Source organism: Vibrio thalassae, assembly GCF_900089835.1.
GTDB lineage: Bacteria > Pseudomonadota > Gammaproteobacteria > Enterobacterales > Vibrionaceae > Vibrio > Vibrio thalassae.
This window is the reverse complement of the sequence record NZ_OANU01000056.1, coordinates 1-23,663: the sequence shown is the minus strand read 5'-3', so window position 1 is coordinate 23,663 and position 23,663 is coordinate 1. Positions and strand designations below refer to the sequence as shown.

At 41.9% G+C, this 23,663-nt stretch carries 18 protein-coding genes and 2 pseudogenes; 5 read left to right on the top strand and 15 right to left on the bottom strand.

Translation table 11 applies throughout. From position 1 onward, the window contains the following. The coding region (locus VTH8203_RS25535; protein WP_158296156.1) for a transposase at nt 1-136 on the bottom strand (136 nt) is incomplete at its 3' end. A 163-nt stretch (nt 137-299) separates the two neighbouring features. Between VTH8203_RS25535 and VTH8203_RS15405 the strand changes: the two genes are divergently transcribed. Beyond that, on the top strand, nt 300-539 hold the full coding sequence (locus tag VTH8203_RS15405) for an RNA recognition motif domain-containing protein (protein ID WP_096994472.1): 240 nt from the start codon (nt 300-302) through the stop codon (nt 537-539). Nucleotides 540-591: 52 nt separating this feature from the next. Here VTH8203_RS15405 and VTH8203_RS15400 read toward each other — a convergent pair whose 3' ends face one another. Then, nucleotides 592-810, bottom strand: coding sequence for a VF530 family protein (locus VTH8203_RS15400; protein ID WP_096994471.1), 219 nt, complete (start codon nt 808-810; stop codon nt 592-594). A 197-nt stretch (nt 811-1,007) separates the two neighbouring features. Here VTH8203_RS15400 and VTH8203_RS15395 point away from each other — a divergent pair. Next, nucleotides 1,008-1,324 (top strand): annotated as a pseudogene (locus VTH8203_RS15395) (peptidylprolyl isomerase). A 45-nt stretch (nt 1,325-1,369) separates the two neighbouring features. Here VTH8203_RS15395 and VTH8203_RS15390 read toward each other — a convergent pair. The 5 genes and pseudogenes from VTH8203_RS15390 to VTH8203_RS15370 form a co-directional block, all read right to left on the bottom strand. Beyond that, nucleotides 1,370-1,672 (bottom strand): annotated as a pseudogene (locus tag VTH8203_RS15390) (IS66 family transposase); the annotation flags it as partial. Between the two features lie 236 nt (nt 1,673-1,908). Beyond that, a complete protein-coding gene (locus tag VTH8203_RS15385; protein ID WP_096994470.1) occupies nt 1,909-2,523 on the bottom strand; it encodes a response regulator transcription factor in 615 nt (204 codons plus the stop codon). Nucleotides 2,524-2,540: 17 nt separating this feature from the next. Next, nucleotides 2,541-6,125 carry a hybrid sensor histidine kinase/response regulator gene (locus VTH8203_RS15380; RefSeq protein WP_096994469.1) on the bottom strand — a complete coding sequence of 1,195 codons (3,585 nt, stop codon included), beginning with the start codon at nt 6,123-6,125 and terminating at the stop codon, nt 2,541-2,543. Beyond that, nucleotides 6,115-7,167, bottom strand: a complete 1,053-nt coding sequence (locus VTH8203_RS15375; RefSeq protein ID WP_096994468.1) for an HD domain-containing phosphohydrolase — start codon at nt 7,165-7,167, stop codon at nt 6,115-6,117. Before VTH8203_RS15375 ends, VTH8203_RS15380 begins: the two co-directional genes overlap by 11 nt. Before the next feature lie 56 nt (nt 7,168-7,223). After that, nucleotides 7,224-7,598, bottom strand: a complete 375-nt coding sequence (locus VTH8203_RS15370; RefSeq protein WP_096994467.1) for a hypothetical protein — start codon at nt 7,596-7,598, stop codon at nt 7,224-7,226. Between the two features lie 363 nt (nt 7,599-7,961). On the opposite strand from VTH8203_RS15370, the gene VTH8203_RS15365 reads away from it, so the two are divergent. After that, nucleotides 7,962-8,651, top strand: a complete 690-nt coding sequence (locus VTH8203_RS15365; protein ID WP_096994466.1) for a response regulator — start codon at nt 7,962-7,964, stop codon at nt 8,649-8,651. An 89-nt stretch (nt 8,652-8,740) separates the two neighbouring features. On the opposite strand, the gene VTH8203_RS15360 is transcribed toward VTH8203_RS15365, so the two are convergent. Further along, a complete protein-coding gene (locus tag VTH8203_RS15360; protein ID WP_096994465.1) occupies nt 8,741-10,444 on the bottom strand; it encodes a class I SAM-dependent methyltransferase in 1,704 nt (567 codons plus the stop codon). Between the two features lie 158 nt (nt 10,445-10,602). Here VTH8203_RS15360 and VTH8203_RS15355 point away from each other — a divergent pair, with 158 nt between their 5' ends. Continuing rightward, a complete protein-coding gene (locus VTH8203_RS15355) occupies nt 10,603-11,028 on the top strand; it encodes a UTRA domain-containing protein (RefSeq protein WP_244181229.1) in 426 nt (141 codons plus the stop codon). Nucleotides 11,029-11,188: 160 nt separating this feature from the next. On the opposite strand, the gene VTH8203_RS15350 is transcribed toward VTH8203_RS15355, so the two are convergent. From VTH8203_RS15350 to VTH8203_RS15320, 7 genes are all read right to left on the bottom strand, one after another. Next, nucleotides 11,189-12,742 carry an amidase gene (locus VTH8203_RS15350; protein ID WP_096994464.1) on the bottom strand — a complete coding sequence of 518 codons (1,554 nt, stop codon included), beginning with the start codon at nt 12,740-12,742 and terminating at the stop codon, nt 11,189-11,191. Between the two features lie 105 nt (nt 12,743-12,847). Continuing rightward, nucleotides 12,848-14,227: a xanthine/uracil/vitamin C permease gene (locus VTH8203_RS15345; protein ID WP_208617761.1), complete on the bottom strand. Its 1,380-nt coding sequence runs from the start codon at nt 14,225-14,227 to the stop codon at nt 12,848-12,850. Nucleotides 14,228-14,359: 132 nt separating this feature from the next. Continuing rightward, entirely contained in the window at nt 14,360-15,508 is a 1,149-nt protein-coding gene (locus VTH8203_RS15340; RefSeq protein WP_096994463.1) for an iron-containing alcohol dehydrogenase, read from the bottom strand. Between the two features lie 99 nt (nt 15,509-15,607). Next, nucleotides 15,608-16,501, bottom strand: a complete 894-nt coding sequence (locus VTH8203_RS15335) for a sulfite exporter TauE/SafE family protein (protein WP_208617760.1) — start codon at nt 16,499-16,501, stop codon at nt 15,608-15,610. Nucleotides 16,502-16,573: 72 nt separating this feature from the next. Next, a complete protein-coding gene (hpfG, locus tag VTH8203_RS15330) occupies nt 16,574-19,078 on the bottom strand; it encodes a (2S)-3-sulfopropanediol dehydratase (RefSeq protein WP_096994462.1) in 2,505 nt (834 codons plus the stop codon). Nucleotides 19,079-19,161: 83 nt separating this feature from the next. Then, nucleotides 19,162-20,136: a (2S)-3-sulfopropanediol dehydratase activating enzyme gene (gene hpfH, locus VTH8203_RS15325; RefSeq protein ID WP_096994461.1), complete on the bottom strand. Its 975-nt coding sequence runs from the start codon at nt 20,134-20,136 to the stop codon at nt 19,162-19,164. A gap of 491 nt (nt 20,137-20,627) precedes the next feature. After that, on the bottom strand, nt 20,628-21,608 hold the full coding sequence (locus tag VTH8203_RS15320; RefSeq protein WP_096994460.1) for a LacI family DNA-binding transcriptional regulator: 981 nt from the start codon (nt 21,606-21,608) through the stop codon (nt 20,628-20,630). Nucleotides 21,609-22,058: 450 nt separating this feature from the next. Here VTH8203_RS15320 and VTH8203_RS15315 point away from each other — a divergent pair, with 450 nt between their 5' ends. Continuing rightward, complete coding sequence (locus tag VTH8203_RS15315) at nt 22,059-23,423, top strand: DUF6538 domain-containing protein (RefSeq protein ID WP_158296155.1); 1,365 nt, start codon at nt 22,059-22,061, stop codon at nt 23,421-23,423. Nucleotides 23,424-23,663 lie beyond the last annotated feature (240 nt).

Genomic DNA, 23,663 nt, shown 5'->3' with positions numbered 1-23,663 from the left:
CTAAATACTTATTCTTCCAATCGTGCAGAGTAGAGATATGCATACCTTCATTATCTGCAAACTCCCGCAAGGATAAACCACTTTCAACAAACCTGCGAATAGTTGCTTTCTTATGCTCTTTTGAATAACGCTTCACTTAATTAAACTTACCGCTCCCTGTTTTACTTTTATTGAGGATTAAGGGCGACAACTATCCTGACACAGGGGGTTTCTGGGATGGATATTTCCACAGAATCGCTTGGTTTACGCCGCATAAACTGAGACAATCCGCCGGTAATTCTCATATCAAATGGCTCATTATGAAAATCTTAGTTCGAAACCTTGACCGTGACACCATTGAACACGACGTACGAAAACTGTTTCTAGGCTACGGCCGCGTTGTAGAGTGTACTCTGGTATTAGATCAGGAAACGGGTAAGTCTAAAGGCTTCGCATTCGTAGATATGCCAAACGAAGACGAAGCGAAAGTAGCGATCAAAGAGCTGAATCTTACCATGTTCAAAGGCAGTAAGATTCGCGTGAAGTTTGCAGGTCACTAATTTACCAGTCACTAGACCAATAAGGCCAGTCGATGACTGGCCTTAACATTTTCTAGCAAAACGTTTCTATATACAGGCGCTCCACTTTATCTCTCGCCCATTGCGTTCTACGAAGAAACTTAAGCGACGATTTAATGGAAGGATCATTCGAAAAACAGTTGACTCGAATGATATCGTGTAGCCCAGACCACCCGTAATGCTCCACTAATTGAGTAAGAATGTTCTCCAGCTTAAGGCCGTGAAGCGGGTTGTTTGGTTGTTCAGTGCTCATTAAAAGTTCCAACATAGTGAGTAAGTAGAATGCGGTGCTATTTCATCATAAGCGATAACCATAAAGCAATTGCATTTAGTGCAACATTTAGCCCATCACCTTTTGTCGCCTCCGTGCAAAGGAATACGCTTAAAGCAAATCGCTCATAGCACACTTATTTTCAATTACTTGTTTGACGTTAAATTCAGGATCTCTCCATGACAACTATCACTTTGAAAACCAACCTTGGGAATATCGACATCGAACTCAATATTGAAAAAGCACCCGTTAGTGCCAAAAATTTCTCAAATATTGCCAGCAAGGTTTTTATCAAGGGACGGTGTTTCATCGCGTTATTGATGGCTTTATGATTCAGGCTGGCGGTTACAACCAGAACCTTGAAGAAAAAACCGGCCATGCGCCGATCGTTAATGAAGCCAATCGTGGTCTCAAAAACGTAACAGGTACTATTGCGATGGCTCGCACTGATGCACCTCACTCTGCCACCTCAGAGTTTTTCATTAACTTGGCGTAAACGTTCACCAGGATAGTTTGATTTATTAAAAAGGACGGGTACGCCTTAAAGATTAAAGACGTTTGGGTACGGTTTCTTCTCAACGACTGACGTGATGATTTCACTCAGAACTGACATTGCTGATAGGCCGCGCTTTTTGCAAGTTTCGATGAGTGTGTGGATATGACTACGGAATTTATCGCCTGCATCTGAGGTCGTTCCGAAGCTAATTTTCCTTTGGATTACAAAGCCTCTAATACATCGCTCGGCTTCATTATTAGTTAAGGGGATTGAGGTTTTCTTGAGGAAAACCCACAAGCTCTCTCTATGTTTGAGCAGTAACTTGCATCGCCCTCGATACCGCTTGACCATCGCAGCTGCAACTATGCTTGCTCAAAATCTATTCAAACATGGTTGTTCTTTGGGGGAGTTATGAAGGGATCCCTCAGAGCTGGGCATGATTTGCCCTATTGAGAAAATGAGTCAATCTGGGACAGATTCTAACCTCGAACGAGGTTTTGCCCCGTCAACTGAGTGAGGCAGTGCCTAGCAAGAAGATAAATTCAGCGCCACCCCCAAAAATTCATTACTTTTTAAAAGTTAGGTCACTTCCTGCTATACGAAAAATTATCTATAAGCCTGATTAGGTCTATGATGTTTGAGACTCCATGTTTTTTAAGCAAACGATGCTTATAGGTACTGATGGTTTTCGGGCTCAAAAAGAGCTTTTCTGCTATATCCTTGTTGTTGTAACCTTCCATCAGGTAGGATAAAACCAGCATTTCTCGTTGTGACAATTTAATTTCGTGTACTTTTTCTGCTCCGAGTTTTTCGATACTACGCTTCTGGTAAAGGGCTTTTATAACTGCATTCTGTACTGATTCCAAAGGCATTGATTTTGTACAATATCCATCCGCACCAATCCTTCTTGCTGTTTCAATATAAGATTCATTCTCTAACGCAGTGAAAAAAATAAGCTTTCCTGTGAATCCGGAAGATTTTATCCTTCGGTAAAATGAAAATCCGTCACCTTCATCTAACTGCACGTCAAGTATAACTAAATCAACGATTGAAGAACGAATGTGCACGAGAGCTTGCTCAGCTTTAGTAAAGCTAATGACCTCAAAATCTATCGATATCGCTTTGATACAATCTACTACTGCTTTCGCAACTACTGGATGATCATCGATAACTACTATTCTTTTTTTATTCTCTTTCATGAGTTCACACTTAACGCTTATCGGAATCTCGCACAGAGGATTTGTTCTATTTTTGCAAAGTCATAGGCTTTCACGGCAATTTTCAGCTCAGAAGAGATATCCGCAGAGAGTTTAGCCAATATTGCATCGCCTAAAGCACTATTCAACGCTACAATTGCTTCAACATTGTGGTGCCTTGCTTGGTCGATTATTTCCAATATTTCCTTGTCACTAAAATCGATATAACACCCTGCCGACTTATCCTTATTTTGTGAGTTTATCAACTCGCAAGTACGAGCAAGTTCTGCCCTCAAACTGTCTATATGGTAGCTGTTTGTATTAGGCATATTTCTTTCAATATTAGTGCATATCTGGTAAATAGAACAAAAGCCCAAGTTTCCAGCCACCCCTTTTAGCGTATGCACGTCGATTTTTAATTTTTCACTATCATCAGTGACAATTTCTTTGTGTTCATATTGTTTCGAAAAATTAGATAATAAGCGCATAAATAACTCCGAGTTATTGCCTACAACCGAGAGTCCCTTTTCTAAATTTATACCTTCGACCTGCAAAAATTCAAATTCACTATATTCTCCGAACGTTTCCTCGGCAGTAATCGCATCTTTGTCTAGCACGCATTCAAACCTCGAGATTTCAATCCAATCGTTCAATGTTCCGATCATTTCCTCCACAATAATAGGCTTTTTAATAAAACCATCCATACCGCTGGTCTTCGCCTTTACTCTGTCAGGGTGTAAAACGTTGGCTGTTAGAGCGAGTATTGGAATATCAATAGCCATGTCATGTTTTATAATATTGGTTGCTTCATAACCGTCTAACATTGGCATCTGACAATCCATCAAGATGACATCAAAGTTGATATCATAGTGAAGAATATCAATCGCGTCTCTACCGTTTGTCGCTACTACGCTTTCTGCGCCACGTTTAGAAAGTATTTCTGTAACAAGCTCCCGGTTAATAGCATTATCGTCCACTACAAGAATCCTGCTACCCATTATTGAGTCAGATTCAAATTTCACTTTATCAAAATGAAATATGTTAAAGCGATGATTGTTATACTGGCTATCTAATAGTGAGTTTAAGTTCCCCTTATTAAAAGCTGTGTCGTTATATTGAAACGACTCACCATCATGATTGACATCAAGGAATAAATCCAGATCATTCATTTCCTTAAGCAAAACCACAACGCTTGATCGTACATTCGCCAACTGGTTCAAGCATTTTTTCAACGAGAAAATAAAGCCTTTGTCAAGTGAACTGACAACGAATATAAACAATATCGGTTCTATATTAACTAACGCAGAATAGTCGCTTGTACGCCGATAATCGTTAACGCTCTCGATTATAAAGGTTCCTCTTTTTCGTATCTCGGCCGTCAATTCCCCTATGGGTAGCAGACCGTCAGATAGGACAACGCACTTTTTATAGGTACTAGGGTCAATTTCATCACTATGCCCTACTTCAAGAGGCAACACGACTATAAACTCTGAGCCTACTCCCAACTCACTGGTGACTGATATTGTTCCGTTCATTAATTCAACAAGATTTTTTGTGATCGCTAAACCGAGTCCTGTCCCCCCATATTTGCGAGTCGTCGTGCTGTCTGCTTGCGAAAATGAAGTGTACAAATTCGTTATCTGCTCAGTACTCATCCCAATTCCTTGGTCTGTCACTGACATTTTCAGAAAAACACGATCGCCACTACTTTCTTCGATATCGATGTCGATGTCGATAGATACCACACCCGACTCGGTAAACTTTACCGCATTGGTACTTAAATTAACTAAAACTTGATGTATGCGAAGAGGATCGCCAATCAGCACTTTTGGTACTCGCTCGGTGATGTTGATATCAATAGACAGATTCTTGTCTCTTGCTCGCTCGTAAATAATTGACGCAACGCCGTCGACCGTTTTATACAACGAGAATTCAATCGATTCGATAGTCAGCTTTCCCGCTTCTATTTTTGAAATGTCAAGAACATCATTAAGAATCCCTAAAAGTAGGTTCGCAGAATGATGGACCTTTTCAATATAACCGTGTTCTTTTTTCGATAGCTTTCCCTCTTCTAATGTAAGGTAGCTCATCCCTATAATAGCGTTCATCGGCGTGCGAATTTCATGGCTTATCATTGCTAAAAACCTTGATTTAGCCTCGGCAGTTTTTTTTATCCTATCATTCGTGCGTCTCAAACTTTCTGTCAAAGTCTGTAATTTCGAACTGCTTTTGCGAACCAAATAGCCAAGGATAATTAATACGAACAAGAATATACCGCCACCGATCGACATAAATCGAAATAATTCTCGGGCCTCCCGTATTGCTTGGGCTCTAGTCTCTCTCATTGTGGACAACAATGAATCTACAGCCAATGCACTCGATGCCATCCTGTTTGATTTGATTAACACCTCTTGGGACAGCCTAAACACTTCTGTAAACTGTTTCTTATATTTCGCTACTGCTAGCTGTAACTCTGAGATTAGGTTCTTCTCATCGTTTGTAACCACTAACGCCTTGAGGTTATCCATGCCTTTATCAACATTGCTAAGCTCCTCCATCACAAGAGTCGAATAACTATCTCGCAAGGAGTTATCACCGGAGAGTGAAAAATCTCTGTCAGCTTGACGAGCTATATTGACTCTATCCGCTAACAGTATGACCATTTCGGAGATCTCTACTCTATCGGAGAGCAGTCTTCGAGCTTCTGAGAGCTTACGCAACGTAGCCTGATTTATAGCAGCCAATTCTTTTTTTATAGCGTCAGATAATCTCAATATTTCTTCTGCAAGTACTTTGTGTTTAATAAACCTATCTTCTTTTAAGTCGTCACCTGTACCTGTGTGGTTTTCTAGCTGAAAGTAATATTTATCTACAAGCGTATGTAGTTGAAAAATGTCTCTTCGAACAGTATCAGTCTTTATTACTGCCACCATAGCAAGCAAGTAGCTGTACATATTTTCAACAACTTGTATTTCACCTTCTTGCCATAAACTCTTCTCGTGATGCGTAATATTCGAATGCTCTTTATCCAACAGCATTGCTGACGAATAGATATTATTCGAGAAAGAAACTGCGTTGGTTGAATCGATAATGCTTCGATACTTCTGATCGATCAACTGTGTTTGAGTATCGATATACTGGGTTTGTAGCTGTCTCAACTTATCGAAGAGTTCCGTTGATTTCTGAGCATAGGCAATCATTTGCTTTTTCGCTGATGTTTGCTGCTCAATCAGCGAGACATAGTCAACAAAGTCACTGCGATATAGTTGTAATTCACTTTGTATATTGTTCAGCTCATGATCGTGAAAGCTCTCTGTAGAATGCATCATGTCTACAACTGACAAGGCATCATTCATAAAGCGTAAAGCCTCACTCGAAGCCTCCGGAGTGAGTTCACGGGAATATGATAACTCATACAGACGGGCCATATCTAAGGTGATAAGTATCTGACCTAGAGGAGCATGACGCTCAATCGACATGGAGAGTTTATTTAAATTACTCCAAGCGTTTACACCTAGTATCATTAACACCAGAGCAACAATCACAAAGCCGATTGTGATCCTGTCTGATGTACGTTTGTGGGTGTCGACATATTCATCGTTCATATGCGGTGCTTTTTAATTTTTCGTCAGCAATGCTTGCTTTTACGTCGAGTATCTTTTGCTTTTGACTCAGAAAAATATCAACCAGTTTTCGGTCAAAGTGAGTACCAGAATGTTCTAACAAATAATCAAAGGCGTCGTTAACCGGCCACGCTTCTTTGTAAGGTCTAGTGGTAGTCAGAGCATCAAATACATCGGCTATCATTACTATTCGAGCAGACAACGGAATGGCTTCACCCTTGACACCTTTTGGATAACCCGAGCCATCCCATTTTTCATGGTGATACTCAACAATCTCTCTGGCCATCATTATCAAATCAGAGTTGCTGTCGCCTAATATTTCCACGCCATAGTTAACATGCTTCTTCATCGATTCCCATTCATCTGGGGTAAGACCACCTTTCTTTTTGAGTATGTTATCCGCCACACCGATTTTGCCAATATCATGCATTGGACATGCCTCGAATAACAATTGACACCATTTGGGTTCGATATTTAGTGCCTGCGCAATTAGTCGACTGTAGTGACTCATTCTCACCACATGCATACCAGTTTCGTTATCTTTGAACTCGGCGGCTCGACCAAGGCAGTTGATAATTTCCAACTGATTCTGTTGAATTTCTTGAGTACGTCGATGAACTTCGCGCGCCAGTTCTTTTCTTTGGTTATGTAACGCTAAATGCGTAGCTACTCGCGATTTGACTATTGGAGGACTAAAGGGTTTCGTGATGTAGTCAACCGCACCGATTTCAAATCCCTTGGTTTCATCTTCGACCATAGACTTCGCTGTAACAAATATTATGGGGATTGATGCAGTGACAGGATTGCTTTTAAGGCGTTTGCACACGTCGTAGCCGCTCATCTTAGGCATCACGACATCGAGTAGAATCAAGTCTGGTTTGGGGAATTGTTCAGTGATAGTCAAAGCTAGCTCGCCATTCGTGGCCGCTCTAATTTTATAGTCAGGCAGAAGAATACCCGTTAAAAGATCGATGTTTGTCGGAGAGTCGTCAACAATCAGTATGTTGAAGTCTTTATTTGTCATGAATTTGCCTCTATGTCGGTTATTTTCGGTCCCCCCTAACAAACCGATTGAGCCATTTAGCCTTGCTGCAACCGATGCAATTGGATGCTAGATATTTCTCGAAATTTTGTTTTTATTCGAAGCTTTTTACCGATCGCATTATTTTTCTTCAGAGCACTCTTCAACACGATCAAGAGCTTTTCCTCCCAATCAGGAGACCGACTAAAGTCAAACGGAGCAACATCTGAGGTTAAGGCAGCGAATTCCTTGTTAGGTAAGATATCAACCGAGAACCCGTTCTCTAGACCGTAGGTCAGTGCGATGTTGACGTATGATGCTTTACCAACGATAAAAAAACCGGATTTGAATATCTTGGCTATCATTATGTTGAATCCAAACCTTACCAGTAAGGATTCTGAAATCAGCATCATTCGAGTCAACGTCGTATCCATATTTCCCTTTACCTATAATACGTATTATCTTCAGTGTAGTTTATAAATAAGCAATCCGGCTTTAAGTGCGTAAACTTAAATGTGTGCTGGATGCCATGGCTGAGGATTCTAGCCATTCTGATATTGTCGCATCATATAGCAGAACCTAATTACATTTTGTAGGAAAATACTTAAACCCGCATGCAAGCAACTTGATTTCATTAGAAAATAATGTTTAGACTCTTTGCTCTAAAAAGTTATTTTTCGCCTAATATGATTGAACCTTTCGTCAACCTTTTAATACCACTTGTACAATATTTATTGATTTACTGAGCTACTTTGAGATAGCTTTATAGCTCTGTAGCGTCTGTTTAATGGTAAATAATGCTTATAAAAGCTTTGATTGTTGACGATAACCCTATTAATAATCTTATTTTAAAGGATATTCTTTCAGAACTAGGTATTACTGTGATTGCGGAATCAAGCGTTGTTGCTGCAATTGTCAAATACAACAGTACACCATTCAACATCGTCATTACCGATATCGTGCTTCCCAACGAAACTGGGTACGACCTAGCGATGCATGTTCATGCTAATAGTAATGGCATGATACCGATCATCTCATCCAGTATTGAGCCTATCGAGAGTCAATATAAACACCTGTTTTTTGGCAATATCAGCAAGCCTTTTGATCGCGATTCTATTGCGTCGTTAATTATGACTCTTCAATTCAACAATCAAACGTTGGAGACCTTACCTGCAACTACAACTCAAATAATCAGTAAGTATGCCCCGCAGTTAATTTCAACAGCAAAACAAGATGCTAGTAAACTTAAAGCACTTATCAAAAGCAATGATATTGATATGGCAAAGAGAACACTTCATCAGCTTAAGGGAGCGATATATACTATTGCTCCAGAATCAAATGCTATTCATCATATAGAAACAATTGACCAGCTCCTCACGGAGAACTTTATGGCGAAAAGCCATGTGATACGCGATATAGAGCGAATGATTGACGAGTTAAGCGACACCTTGTCATCTGTTTCCGCAATATACAATCAGGGTAGTTAGTATTGCGCTATTGGCCAAGTATTGAATATTTGAGTATCGAAGTCGATAGATTAGCTCCCGTAAGGAGCTTGTTTGTGCTTGGTAACTCACTACCATTCATTGATGAGTAGGCGACTCTTCACACCTCGAATTTGCAGCCCCATAGCATCAAAGACTTCTTCAAAATCACGACAGCGAGGAGGAAGGTTAGGTAGTGACAAAGCGGCCTCAGTGAAAAAACGCTGTCTATGTTGGTCTTGTTCTCCCCAAGCAAGATGCCACCAGTTCACTATCCGATTTCTAGACTCGACTAACCGCTTCTTGCTTGGCAAACGGTCACTTTTACTACTATTTTCGTTTTCGGTCGTGGGGAGCAAGTTCCACATATCATTGTTTGGCCAATAAGCAAAAGGTAAACAGTGGTCAACATGAAACGACTTCGTTAGTTTTGTATTACTCCAAACGCTCGATACGCGATGTTTCTCCCGCTGCAACTCACCCACCCTTTTGCGCACTTCTCGTGTATCGTGATCCTTATCCAACCAAACCAAACAGTCATGGTAGCTTTGCAGCGATACATTGTTTTTCCGGTTCAGCTCAAAGCGCTGCATTTGCATCACCCACTGGTTGACTACCAATGGTTCTATCCATGAATTATAGAGCCTGAAACACTCCCAAAGACTCTGTTTAAGAACAAAGAAACCAAAACTTTCGAAAAACTGAGTATCTAGATACACACTATGTTGAGTTCTACGCCGTTTAGCTGGTGCTACGGTTGAGAACTCGTGTTTCTTGTCTTGTTTTGTTCCGGTAGAGATATGGGCGATTGGGCCTTCTTTCATGGTTTTAATCGACGCTTGAATGGTTTTCTGCAACGCTTTAGCTTCGTCGCCCAAAAACAGACTACCCACAGCGAGATCGTCCGCTGATAAATGTTTGAGCTGATGCCAACCCTCTTCTGTCACAAAACCCAATCCACTATTGGGGTTGCTATTTTGCTGTAATTTTCCGATATCGATTAGACGCTTAAAGGCTTTAACCCAATATAACGCCACCAACCCCATAGGAATGGCAACTTCACCACCTGTTCTGTCTGACACACATCCGGGGTGAGCATCGGCTATACGTAAAAGTACTCGCAGTAGTGCCAGTTTATAGGTTGCGCTCTTACTGTCGTTGACAATGATGTGTCGTACCTTATTTAGGTCGCCTGAACCATCATCTGGTAAGCTTAAAACCACCGTTTGCCAAGTTACTCGGCTACGCCCTAATGAGTCACCCGAATCACTCACCTCTTTAACAAGTAAAGCTGTGTCCTTGGCAAACTGCTCCAATTCTGATATCGAAACTGGGTAGCCAATTCGCTCATCGTCAAAAGGGCCATGACGCAGAGTGATCACGAGTCGTCCATTGGGAGCAAGGAGGTTTGATAGTTTACGAAACGCCCGACTTCTTTGACTCGGTGGGACATGCATCCAAACAGCGCTCACCAAAATTAAGTCAAAACGAATTCCAAGGCTCTGCGCAGTTTTTAAACTGGGTAATTCATCTTGCAACCACGTGACAACATCACCGGTATTCGCCTTACCAATACTCATCATCGCTGGCGATGGCTCCAGAGCAAAGATCTCTGCGCCTTGTTGCGCCATCCATTTTGCATCTCTACCCGACGACGCGCCGACATCTAAAACCGTATCCCCATCAAGAGGCCAATATGCTTTCCAAGAAGCGTGCACTTCCTCGAACGTGAGTGAGTTGTATTGCTCAGCTAACGAGTCTGCATTTTGATCATAAAAAGAAGAGGTGATCGACATTCTTCACGCCAGTAGTTGGATTCACTCTATAATATCGAGCAACATTACATAATGCTAGAAGCTCATCGCAGCGTATGAGAGGGTTTGAGGTAAATCACGATGCGTGGTTCATCAGAAAATAGACATAAAGAAATGCCCCAGTAGCGTCTAGGGCATTGATGGTACTTTTAAAGCTGGGTAAAAGTGAACCAGAGATAGCGCCTGCTAATCGGCAAGAACTCAGCATCACCCAGCCTAGTAAAATCGCAAAAGTAAAGCGCGTTCGCTTAACCGACAACACCCCAGTTTCCATCGAAACCATGTTCATCCCTCAAGTCTACTTACCCAGACCCGAATTGTTAGAATGGTCGCTGTATCAGTATTGGAGTGAACAAGGCATCAAACCTTGTAGCCAAGAATATCAAATTAATGCCCACCAGCTTACCAAAGAAGAAGCCGATCTGTTAGAAACTGTGCCAAGTGAACCGGCATTAAAAATCATCCTAAAAAGTTTTGATCAACAAGGCAACACGCTTGAGTACGGCTCTGCAATTTGTCTAAGCGCCAGCTACAACTTCAAATTTAAAGTGCAGTTAATGGATTGATAAAACCTGACGTAGTTGTGTGTTTAACTACGAGGAGAGCGATATAGGGCCAATCATTGATGTCATCACCTCTTGGCTGACCCTATATAAAGATAGTAACGACTGAAACATATTTGGCTATCGTGTGGTTTGCATTGAGTCATGCACAACACCGTAGTTTCTAGTGACAACACGGCAATACTGTTCTCACAGAAAAATTTGCAATACTTTCAAACAGCTTTCCAAATTGGAATAGTGCTTCATCCTGTCCAAAGCGCCCCATAAAAGATAAGCTTATAGGCATATTTCCTTTCGCAAGCCCGGCTGGGACCGTAATTTCAGGCAAGCCTAGTGCTGCTGCAATATAGCCTGCAGCCATCATGTCTTGTGCATGGCATTCAAAATTAGGGTCCAAAATCCCGGGCAACGGCGCAGCAGGGCAAGAGCGAGTGGCAAAGATTAAACCATCGAACTGGCGGTCATTCATAATCTTATCAAGCTGGTTTCTCAAACCTGGGATAATCCGGTTTTGAATAACAATATAGTCAGCGCAGTCGGTATTATTGGTCTCTAAATTATTCTTTAATGCTAAGAGGCGCCCTGGATTGACAGCGGTTAACCTTTTATCCGCTTGCAAGGACGAAAGAATGCTAACCACATCTTTAAGCGATTTTTGCGTTTGGTTGGACGTTAAATGACTTTCAAATTGAGGCTTAAATTCCCCCATAAACATCGGTTTTAAAATGCAGTCATTAATGTGTTCAAATGGCTCAGGTAATCGGATATTTTCTACATCTACACCATGTCGCTTTAGTTTTTCGACAGATTGCAGCATAACGTTATCAACTTCAGGATTGCCACCATTAAAGTTAGTCACAAAACCCAGTTTTAACTTGGTCAGCTCTGCTTGTTCTAACGCCTTTACAAACTGCGGCTGTGGGTGCGCTGCATAATAAAATGCGCTGGCGCTATCTGCAGGATCTTTTTGCGATAGCACATCCATCACAATAGCAAGATCGTCAACATTGCGAACGAGTGGACCAGCCGTATCAGCCGACAGTGCTAATGGCAGAATACCGTGCCTGCTTAACATTCCCATAGACGGACGATATCCTACCAACCCTGTTACTGTCGCTGGACCTCTCACTGAACCACTGGTATCGGTACCAAGTGCAAAAGCACAAAACCCAGCCGCAACCGCTGCTGATGACCCACTGCTGGACCCTGACGGGTCTCGTTCTAAATTAAGGGGGTTTAGGGTTTGACCTGCTCGAGAGCTATAGCCAAATTTGCCAAACGAGGCGGCAAGCTCCGACATGTTGGTGCGGCCAAGAAAAATAGCACCATTGTCTAAAAGCAGTTGCACTAAGGTTGCGTTGTACTTTGCAATATTATCGAGAAGAGCGATAGAACCCGCCGCATTTGCCATCCCTTTTACATTAAAATTATCTTTAACTAAAAAAGGAATCCCTCCAAGAGGCAAGCTTTTATCTCCGGTTTTATCCCAGCTTATCGCTTCATTGATGGCATTTTCATTTAACTCAACAATAGAATTAATTTTCGGTCCATTAGCATCATATTGTTCAATACGTGCTAAGTAATACTTCACTATTTGTTCACAAGTAAGGCGTTTTTTTCGCAGTGCTTGTTTAAGCTCAACAATACTCGCAGTGCTTATATCAAGCGTATATGCTTGTGAAGAAAATGCAGATGAAAGACTAAGATTAATAGACATTTTCACTATTTCAATGGATGAAATATACCCGATGATCGCTAGATGCAGACTTTATAGATGCTTCATGATCACGGGTATATCATCTTCTTTACTTTACACAATTTGCTATTTTGACGCATCTGGAGCCATCGAAGGCTCTAGCTCTGCAGCAATCTCACTTTCATGCTCTTTGCTTCTAGACAGATTAACGAAGAAGCAGAGGATGGCACCCGCAGCAAGTCCCCAAGCGGCACCTTTAATGGCAATCACTGCCGCCATGACTCCAGCGATACCAAGATCATTCACAGTACGGGATTTAGTCACACCGACTCTAAATGACACGAAACCTTGAATCAGCAATGTAGCAGCAAGTGCAATTCCCAAGACCGGTTTTACCAGACTAACAATAGGGAGTAAAAAATACCCTACTGCGGTGCCATAACGATAAGAAATTGCGCCACTGTTAATTGACCCCATCGTTTTTGGACCGAGCTTAAAGCGTTCGCACACAACTACCTGCATTGCCGCCGCTAGTGGTCCACATAGAGTAATGGTTGGACCAAAAATTCCCATCAGAACGTTTCGAGCACCAAAGATCATATTGGAGCGATTAGCATCAAAGTCAATGTATTCATCAGGACGTTTTTTACCTGCATCTTCCAACAAACACTTAGCTTGGATAACGTCCCCAAACAAAATGATATAAGTGGAGATAACCGCTGGCAGACCCATCACGAACATTTCTAGAGGAGGCATACCTAGACCAAAGATGGTCCAGTTGTTAAACAACTCTTCAAATGCCAATGTGGTAAAGCCCCATTCAATCTTCGGCCACGGCACTTCGCCGACCAAAGGACCAACGATCAACGCCAGTACAACGATGGGTAATGAGCCAAGATCTGCGAGTATTTTAGTGAAGCGATTAAGGTTTCTCTGACTCTTAAAGTGGCTAGAGAACAATAGGTAAAAACCGACACCTGTACAGGTAATAATCGAGATAGGCGCTTGATCAAAGCGACCACCATCAACTAATACAGAGTTGACCGCGGCGATACCGGCACCAATGATAATGCCTGATTTCATCGCGTTAGGTACTATTGAAGCAACTTTCTGACCCAATCCAGTCACACCCAATATAATCGCCAACATGCCGAGCGAAATTTGGAAAGCGATCAGTGCTTGCACACGATCGACGCCGACATCAAACTGGTTGAGGTATAAAATGACAATTGGAATGGCAGGCGTGATCCAACCGGGAATAATAGGATCGCCAAGAATGATATGCAGAAAATATAGTAAACCATTGATCACAACAATTGTTATTGCTACTTCAAAAGGCATTCCCAAATACTCTTGAAGTATTGGGATCATCCCCAAGCACACGGCGCAGAGCAACAAACCTTGCATAAAATCGACTTTTTCAAAGCCGACGTGAACAAACGGAATTCTGATCTTAAATGGACCTGCCGGAATATACGGCTGTTCCTCTCCATAGTTTCTTTTCAAAATATAAACCCAAAAATATAATTCAATATATAGCAACTTTAAATTTTGGTTTGAACGTCAAAAATAACTATATATTGAATTACATTGTGTTAGCACTCTGAATAAACCAATATTCAGAGTGCTAACGTCATATTAGATCGCGAGTTTATAGAGCTCGATCATATCTTCTAAAGTCGTTTCACGTGGGTTACAAAGCACGTTACCACTCTTCATTGCGTCTTTTGCCATTTCTTCAATCAGATCTGCTTTCACGCCTACTTCAGAAAGAGTTCTTGGGATGCCAAGATCCTCGTTTAGTTTTTGAATTTCGTCAATAAGCATGTCAGTTGTGAAGTTTTCTACAGGCTCGTTTCCTTCGCGGATGAAATCGTAAATGACTTTATAGCGTCCAGTGTCAGTAACTGCGTTAAATTTCATTACCGTTGGTAGCAGAATAGAGTTAGCCACACCGTGTGGTACATGATAGAACGCACTGACTGGGTGGCTCATTGCATGTACGTTACCAAGACGTGCCCACGCGAACGCGATACCAGCAAAGTTACTACCTGTCATCATCGCACATGCCGCGGCTTCATCTTGACGGTTTGCGACAAACTTACGTAGGTTTGCACCAATTAATTGCATGGCTTTCTCTGCCATTGCGTCAGTGAAAGGTGAAGCATTCTTAGATACATACGCTTCAATGGCGTGAATCAACGCATCAACACCGCACGCCGCTGCAATTGACGCTGGCGCTGTCATGATCAATTGCGGATCAAGAATCGCATATTTAGGCAAAGTTTCGTAACTAACGATAGAGAACTTGTAGTTAATCGCTTCATCCGTGATGACCGATGAAGCTGTTGCTTCACTACCCGTCCCTGCTGTCGTTGGGATTGCGATCGTCGGCACAATAGGACCAGGAACTTTGTTAAGACCTTCGTAATCTTTAATGTCGCCGCCAAATTTCGCTAAGATACCAACGGCCTTCGCTACATCAAGAGGGCTACCGCCACCAAGAGCAACGACGCTTGTTGCACCGCATTGTTGGTAAAGAGATGCTGCCTCATTAACGATATCAATCGTTGGGTTTGGCAAAACATCCAGATAAGAGGTGCATTGGATACCAGCAGTTTCGATGATATCTAGGACTTTTTTCACTACCCCAATACTTTCTAGGCCACGGTCAGAGATTAAGAATACGTGCTCTGAATTGTTGTTTTTTAAGATTTCAGGCAACTTGTTCAGGCTACCAACGCCGAATTCAATATTTTGAGGGATTTTAAAATTAAAGTCTTTCACGAAGTGTTCCTTATAAACAAGTACCGTAATGCACGATACTTGTTTTATATAAAGCGTTTATCTCATGGCGATAAACGGTATTACAAAAATAAAAATTAATTAGTTAGCAAGCTTAACAGTGTTTAGCTGACGCTTTTTGAATACGCTGATTGCGTAGCCACCTAGTACGATTGCCGAGCCAACCATAGTCATGATCTTGGCATCTGCAGTCCATGGAATGTTGCTTAGTAGCATGTTCAAGCCGATAAGAAGTAGTACTACGTATACAATGCGTAGGAACTGCTCACGGTTGATCTTCTCTAGGAAACGCATACCGAAGAAGAAACCGATACCAGCAAGAGGGAGGCCAATCAGAAGTGCGCTGTTTAGTTCCGCTGTGAATGCACCGTTTTGGTGTTGGTTGAATAGGTTCCAAGAGTTTAGAACAACCCACAGCATCGTCATTGTATTGCGGAATTTCTTCTTATCTTGAACCGCTTCAAGTGTGTAAACCGTGATAAGTGGGCCACCGATGTTGAATGCACCGTGTACGATACCGCCAAGGATAAGACAGCCGTAACGGAAGATTCGGCGAGGTAGCGTGTCAGCGGCCTCTTCAACATTGACTTCTTTCATTATTAGCGGTTTTACCACGTATTTGTGCAAATTCATTACTGCAATCACAGTAACCATTGCGCCAATGAGAATCTTCGCTAATTGTGGAGAGATTTGGTAGAACAAGTATTGTCCAGCCAAGATACCTGGTGCGCAAAGCAAAACAATCTTCGCTAGGTCTTTCCACGAAATGTCTTGTCTGCCTTTAATGGCTAGATAGTATAAAAATGGAATGGTAATCGCGGTACCATAAGGTACACCCATTGTCGTGCCTAGTAGGCCGTTAGTCACAGCGGCTGCGATTACAGTACAACCGAAGCCTGTTGTACCTTGAACAAAGAAACCAACTACCTGCATTAAGCCAACCAGCACGTAGTCAAATTTGTAGATGAATTCCAAGAGAATGACTCCAAAGAAGTGGGTAGCGTGCTACCCACTAAATTAATAACAAACGAAAAGTAGAAACAACGATTAGAAACGCAGCTCTGTACGGTCAATCAGGTCGTCTTGCAGTGGCTTACCAAGTTCAACAAAGTAAGCGCTGTAGCCTGCTACACGAACCAACATATCGCGATATTGTTCTGGGTTCATTTGCGCAGCTCGCATCTTGTCTGCACTCATAATGTTGAACTGAACGTGCATACCGTGTTTAGACATATACTCATCAATAAAGCTAATTAAGATGTCACGACCCTCAACCCCTGCCACTGAATCTTCAGGGAAACGTAGGTTTAGTAGAGTTCCGTTCGTTGCTTTACTGTGGTCAACTTTGGTCACTGAGTTAACAATCGCCGTTGGGCCTGAATAGTCATGAGAGCCGCCAGCAGTGTGCACAGGTCCCATGTTGTCAGAGATAGGCTCTTGAGCTTTACGACCGTCAAGTGACGCGTTCATAAATAGACCCATACCAACGTTAGCGTTTACTGTGTACACACCTGGGCTGAACTTGCCGCCACGATTCGTTGGACGACCAGCAATGTGTTTGCAGTAGCTCTCAAACATAAACTTAAACAGTTCATCCGCTTCATCAATGTCGTTACCGTAATGAGGGATCTTAGAGCTGTTCACTAGTGCGTACAGTTTATCGTGTCCTTCCCAGTTGTCGCGAAGCGCATCCAGAAGTTGTTTACCCGTGTAAGACTTGTCTTCAAACATTAACTTTTTGATGGTAGCCAATGAGTCTGCACAAGTTGCAATACCTGCTGCTTGAGGACCAATACCATTGTATTTCACACCACCCGCTGTCATGTCTTTACCAGACTCAAGACAACCGTCGAAAAACGCTGAAATAAATGGCGTTGGTTTTAGCGTAGCGTGAACTTTATCGGTAATGTTAAGCGCGCTGCAAAGTTGGTCACACCAAAATTCGATTTGTTTTTCAACGCTTTCTAGCACTTCGTCAAAGGACTGATAAGTCTCTAGGCTACCAGTGTCAGGTGCAAGTTGAAGTTCTGTGTTAGGACCAGCAACTAGACGACCGTGGTTTAGAACCATTTCCATCATTTTTGCCACGTTCACATAACCTGCATCTTGCCAGCCGTGCTCTTTGCCCGGAATCGTTGGCTCAACACAGCCAACAACCGCATAATCACGTGCTTCTTCTTGCGTTACACCTTTTGCAAGCATCGCTTTAATTGCTGGCGCGTCATTAAACAGTTTTGGATGGCCGTAGCCAGCACGAATACACTCAGTCGCTTTTACTTTTAGCTCATAAGGTGTTTTGTCGTGCATACGTACACACACCCAAGGGTTCATCATGCGTGTATGAACAGACGCTTCTAGCATAAGCATCGTTAGGTCGTTAGTTGCGTCGTTACCTTCTGTATCAACACCACCGATAGTTAGACTCTCACCACCAAAACCACGACCGTTACGCACGCGTACTGTGCCTTTGTCTTTTAGCTTGGTTGGGTTATTCATCTTAACGTACAGCACTTCTAGAAGTTCTAAAATGAACGCTTTTGAAGTGCCGTTTTTAGCAACGTCAGCAAGATAAATTGGGTGCAACCATTGATCCATGCGGCCGTATGAAATTGAGTGTCCGTTGCCTTCGATTTGTGTCAGAGTCGTCGCGAAGTTGAAAAGCTGAATCGCTTGCCAGAATGTTTGAGGAACACCACCAGCGATTTGGTAACAGTTCTCAGCCATGGTCGCCAGTTCAGCTTTACGAGTCTCATCAGACTCTTTCGCCGCCATCTCGTTTGCAAGATCAGCATAACGAGTGATGTACTTTTTCGCCGCGTTTTGAGTGATGAGCGTCGCTTTGTAGTAATCACGCTTGCTGGCATAATCAACATCTTTCTTAGAAAGTGCAGCCAATGCTTCCTCAGCTTGCTTGATAACGCCATCAAAGCCTTGCGTCATCAGTTTGGCAAAATCCATTGCGAAGTGACCAATACCAGCGAAATGGTAGTTATTCGTTTGGAAGATTTTCTCTCCCATGTGAGAACCGTTTTTCTGATCTTGATCGAGCGTTGCTGTGATCATCTCGTTCACAGTCTTGCCTTTCCAGTAAGCACATAGCTCAAGGATTTCAGCACGCTCTGCATCGTTACGGATATAGAACTGATCGTTTGAACGTTCTTCAAATGGTGAGTTGGTGATCTCATCAATAATCCAGTCTACCGAAAACTCTGGGTAGATAGGTGACGCTTTCGCTGGAGCAGCAATCTCACCAAGAATCAAATCTTCGTCATAAACGTACAGTGTTGCGTTTAGAAGAATATTTTCAAAAGCATAAGCGCTTTGCAGAATACGTGGCGCAACTTCGTGCTTTTTGAAAGCTTCGGTGACTAAGCGTAGGCGCTCAACATCAACTTCGTATGGACGATCTAAGAACGTTTGGCGCAGACGGTTAACACGAGGGTATGGTGACCAATCATCGTGACCCACTTCATAGCCAAGGCCATAAACTTTATCGAATTCATCGACCCCTCTTGCAGAGGTTCTGTTCTCTGTTAATAAAGTAGTTTCCATTTCACTTCTCTTATTTTAAAAAATCGTAATGAGATAAATTAATAAAAATCTTTATTCAATTAACTTATCTATAAAATCTTGGGCTATTTTTCCTTGGTCCCGATGACGCAGTGAATGCCTCTACTATTAAAGTAATCAGCGATTTTTATAACCCTTTCTTGAAACTCTTCCCGATCAAACAATAAGTTATGCATGTTATAGTTCAGACCTAATGAACGGTATTTTTCTTCGCCAAGGCGCATGAAGCTCAATAACTGCAAGGTTTTAACATTATTGCCTAGTTCGTTGAGGATGAAGTCTGCTGTCAATGCTATGTTGTTTTCATCATCATTTACGCCAGGTATTACCGGTATCCTTAATATCAATTCTTTATTAATTGCGCAGAGTTTTGTTAAATTATCTAGAATCCTATGATTATTTACGCCTGTGTGTTCTTTGTGCACATCACTATTCATATGCTTGATATCTGATATAAACAGACTCGTGTGTGGGAGAAGCTTTTCTATTTTGTCCCACTTAGCGTAAAAGCTAGATTCCAGACACGTATGAATATTTTCTTTTTGGCATTCGATAAACAGCTGTTTTACAAAATCACTTTGTAATAAAGGTTCACCACCAGACACGGTCACGCCACCACCCGAACGCTCATAAAACCCTTTGTCTTTGCGGATAATATCCATGCATTCGTCGACCGACATGGTCTGGCCCCATGCTTTAATAGCATCAGCCGGACACTCTTTTTGACAAGCAAGACAATTAGTACACAATTGATAATCAATCGCCTGTAACTTGCCATCTTTAAAAAGAAGCATGTCTTTATTAGGGCAAACCTCTTCGCATGCACCGCATTTCTCACGTGAAATACAACGACTTTCGTAAACACCTGGCTGAACGTAATGCTTGAAACTCTCTGGATTTCCACACCAATTACAACGAAGTGGGCACCCTTTCAAAAACAGCTCTGTGCGGATACCTGGGCCATCATCAATAGTGAACAACTGAATATTGAAGACATTTCCGCTGATAGTTTGAGTTACATTTTGTTTACAGGTGGTCATGATTTTTCATTTGCCAATGCATACGTAGTCACTGGAATTTAAATGAGTACTCCTTTTGGGTTATTGATTTAAATCATTTCCTGCTTTAAATGTGCAAAATTGACCATTTTTGTATGATAAAAATCAAATTATGAATGATTTTGTCATCTTCTTAAGATTATGTTTATGGCTCACTTAGTTGCAAATGTAGCAACAATGAAAACAAATAGTTACCAACATGAGCTACGCATAGGCATCAAGGAAAATGTGAAAAGATGAGAATAAGAGGTCTTCAACATGCAAATATCTCATCAAACACATAACAATGAAACAAGTTACATGCCTGTGACTAACGGAATACGGATAGAGAAGGAAGTGTGGAGGGTTTTAAAGACAACACAAATAAGCGAGTGCAACAGTACAATACAAGTCACAGTCGCATACATTTTAAACATGGCATACAGAATCGAATATCAGTCAACAAACCTTATAATATCAGTCAACAAACCTTATTATGACACACGTTCAACAATCGTTCCTTTATAACGGATATACTGTCCAGTGATATTATTTTTTTCCTGAATTCTATCAAACAGATCGTCCACCGCTGATTTACAAATAATATCGGTCGGCGGCTTGATGGTGGTTAATCTGTAGGATGGCCATGAAGCCATTGGGATATCATCAACACCAATAATTTTTATTCCTTGGTGGTTACGCGCTCTAAGCCCCTCTATAACACCAATGGCAATAATATAGTTGGCACAGAACGCAGCATCAATTTTAGTCGGTTGATCCACTAATTTTTCCGCCGCCAATAAACCAGATTCCATATCAAAAGAGGCTGGAATTCTTACTGGCTCTGGCAACCCGAGGGCGATAGTTCGTTGACGGAAAGCAAGCCATCGCTTTTCACACGTCATGGAACCCTCTTCATCACCGACAAAAGCAAACGTTGAGCAGCCTTTTTTAAAAAAGTAATTAGCCGCTTGTTCTCCAGCGTACGAATTATCTAGGCCAATACTGTTGGCTTTAAAGTCACCGATATAACGGTTGATAAAGTTTAAATAAACACCGTACTTTTCACATTGCTCGATAATGCTACTGTGCATACGGCTGGTCGCAACGATTAAACCGTCGACTTGGTATTCAAATGCCCTTTGAATCTCTGAATTAAGGCTACCGTTAGAGAGTGGGTACAAAATAGCAAGGCCGCCTTTCGCTTGAATCTCCGTAGCCAGAGTACGAGCTTGTAAATCGTACATTGGATTGGAGCTACTATCCAACACAATGGCAATTAACCCCGAACGTCGTGAGGTAAGACTCCTCGCTATAGCGTTGGGCTTGTAACCGAGCTTTTCTGCGCCTTCAAGGATAAATGCTCTCTTAGCGTCGCTAATACTCGCTTTTGGGTTGAACGCACGCGAAACCATGGATTGTGATACGCCAAGCTGTTTAGCGATATCATTAGATGTGAGGTTAGACTTCTTCATAAGATGTGTGGTGAATAATCGGTTAGAATCGAGAGATCTTGTGCTAATACTATTTGCTAACTATATACTGAATCAACGTGAAGATGCAGACTTGTATCGTGGCAGAGTGAATTTAGTCACTTAGTTTGAGGGGATACCTGCTAACTTGGGTGAGCAAAGATAGAATATTCCACACATTGTTGGACAAGGTTGGTACATTTTTTGAAAATGTTTCACGTGCCTTATGCATCATTTCGCCCTTTTTGTCGGTCAGACGATAGCTCTAAGTACCCCGAAACGAAAAAAAGGCCTGATAAATCAGACCTTTTCGAATTTGGCGGGAGTGAGAGATTCGAAGTCAAAATACAGCTTTCGATACAACTAATTCCAAGCCCTGCCCCTAGTTACTTCAAGGGGAAATGCCTTTATACTGAACCCAAACCTGTAACACAATTTGTGACACATCTTGTTATGACCGACAAAAAGCACCTGATACTCAGAGGCACGACTTGGTACATTAATTACCGATTGCCAAAAGACCTACAACCCTATTATGGCAACAAAGAAAAGTTCGTTCGAAGCCTTAAAACAGATAGCCTTAAAACCGCTCAGGCACTACGTGACGGGCTACTATTGGAATTGGACACTCAGCTTCAATCACTTGGTGTAAACCCTCGTGGGGCGCGTTACAGAGAACTAGTAAAACAAATTCGCACCGAATACTCTCAACTCCGTAGCAATAAGGAGTTTGAAGCGTTCGACTCCTTCTATGACATAGACTCACTTATTCATAATGGTGACAAACTTAAAGCAGCAGCTGTTCTAGAAGCTACCGGAAACACTCCCCCCGATGAACTAAAAGCCCCATCAACAGATTACACATTATTTGAAGTAGGCGAGCTGTACCTCAACCACATTGAAGGCAAAAAAGGTTACTCGACAATCAAGAACACAAAACGAGTTTTGCGCTACTTCAAGGACTTTAATTACAACAAAGACATCTCATTAAAGTCCATTACAAGACCTCTAGTCGTCAAGTTCATCGAACACTTACGAGTAACCATCGCAGCATCGACAACTACAACGTTAATAGGCTGCTTAAATGGCATCTGGAACTACGCTCACGACCGAGGATACGTAGAGACTACTTCAGTATTTAAAGACCATAGAATCAAAGAAGAGCGCAGTAAACCCAAAAGCTACCGCCCTTTCACTTTACAGCAATGGAAACAACTCATGTTGGAGCTGACCAAGTCAGCTAATACAGATGGCAAGCTATGGATTGCTCCAATTGGCTTAATGACAGGTATGCGAATCAATGAAATCTGCGGCCTACACAAAGAAGATGTTTACAAAGAATCAAATGGTGAGTGGTTTATTCGAGTTCACGACGAGAACAGAAATTTAAAGACAGAATCATCAACGAGACGAGTACCAATCCATAGCTCGATTCTTCCAGCAATACAACATTTGAAAACAGTGAGCGATAACGAGTTTTTAATCAAGGAAGTCATTTCTAACCCATCCAATAGAGCTGGAACGATTGGGACTTGGTTTAGCCGAAACAAGGTCAAACACATAACGACTGAATCTGATGTGGCGTTTCATAGCTTACGAGGGATGTTAGCGACAGCATTCGAAAATGCTAATGTCGAGGAAGGCATTGCTGCAACGATTATTGGCCACACGAAAGACACCATGACCTATGGGCTTTATTCTAATGGGATAAAACCAGAACTCGCGACTGAAGCTATGAACAAAGCCGCTGTAGAGCTCACAACGTTCATAGAACACTTCCCTAAGCCAAAGAAAAGCTACAAAATAACAAATAATTAGGCAAGAACGACTCACGCGGAGCAATCAATGCAGGGCGAGATCTCACATAGTTTGTAGGGTTTAATTGATTAAATGCCAAACAACACGGTCAATTTGCGTTCACCTGCATCAAGGAATTAAATGTTCTTTATTTTCGATTGAACTAATCCTGATTTTGTTGATCAGATCATTATCTATGTACTACTCAACCTACAAAATGACACTTTTTGAACGCCTTAATCGCATACCCGATCCACGTAA

Bases quoted from the DNA above. Each gene is read 5' to 3' on its own strand.
- VTH8203_RS15405 (WP_096994472.1), top strand. From the start codon at position 300: ATGAAAATCTTAGTTCGAAACCTTGACCGTGACACCATTGAACACGAC.
- VTH8203_RS15370 (WP_096994467.1), bottom strand. From the start codon at position 7,598: ATGGATACGACGTTGACTCGAATGATGCTGATTTCAGAATCCTTACTG.
- hpfG (WP_096994462.1), bottom strand. From the start codon at position 19,078: ATGGAAACTACTTTATTAACAGAGAACAGAACCTCTGCAAGAGGGGTC.
- VTH8203_RS15385 (WP_096994470.1), bottom strand. From the start codon at position 2,523: ATGAAAGAGAATAAAAAAAGAATAGTAGTTATCGATGATCATCCAGTA.
- VTH8203_RS15365 (WP_096994466.1), top strand. From the start codon at position 7,962: ATGCTTATAAAAGCTTTGATTGTTGACGATAACCCTATTAATAATCTT.
- VTH8203_RS15315 (WP_158296155.1), top strand. From the start codon at position 22,059: ATGACCGACAAAAAGCACCTGATACTCAGAGGCACGACTTGGTACATT.
- VTH8203_RS15355 (WP_244181229.1), top strand. From the start codon at position 10,603: ATGGTACTTTTAAAGCTGGGTAAAAGTGAACCAGAGATAGCGCCTGCT.
- VTH8203_RS15350 (WP_096994464.1), bottom strand. From the start codon at position 12,742: ATGTCTATTAATCTTAGTCTTTCATCTGCATTTTCTTCACAAGCATAT.
- VTH8203_RS15400 (WP_096994471.1), bottom strand. From the start codon at position 810: ATGAGCACTGAACAACCAAACAACCCGCTTCACGGCCTTAAGCTGGAG.
- VTH8203_RS15380 (WP_096994469.1), bottom strand. From the start codon at position 6,125: ATGAACGATGAATATGTCGACACCCACAAACGTACATCAGACAGGATC.
- hpfH (WP_096994461.1), bottom strand. From the start codon at position 20,136: ATGACCACCTGTAAACAAAATGTAACTCAAACTATCAGCGGAAATGTC.
- VTH8203_RS15375 (WP_096994468.1), bottom strand. From the start codon at position 7,167: ATGACAAATAAAGACTTCAACATACTGATTGTTGACGACTCTCCGACA.
- VTH8203_RS15360 (WP_096994465.1), bottom strand. From the start codon at position 10,444: ATGTCGATCACCTCTTCTTTTTATGATCAAAATGCAGACTCGTTAGCT.
- VTH8203_RS15320 (WP_096994460.1), bottom strand. From the start codon at position 21,608: ATGAAGAAGTCTAACCTCACATCTAATGATATCGCTAAACAGCTTGGC.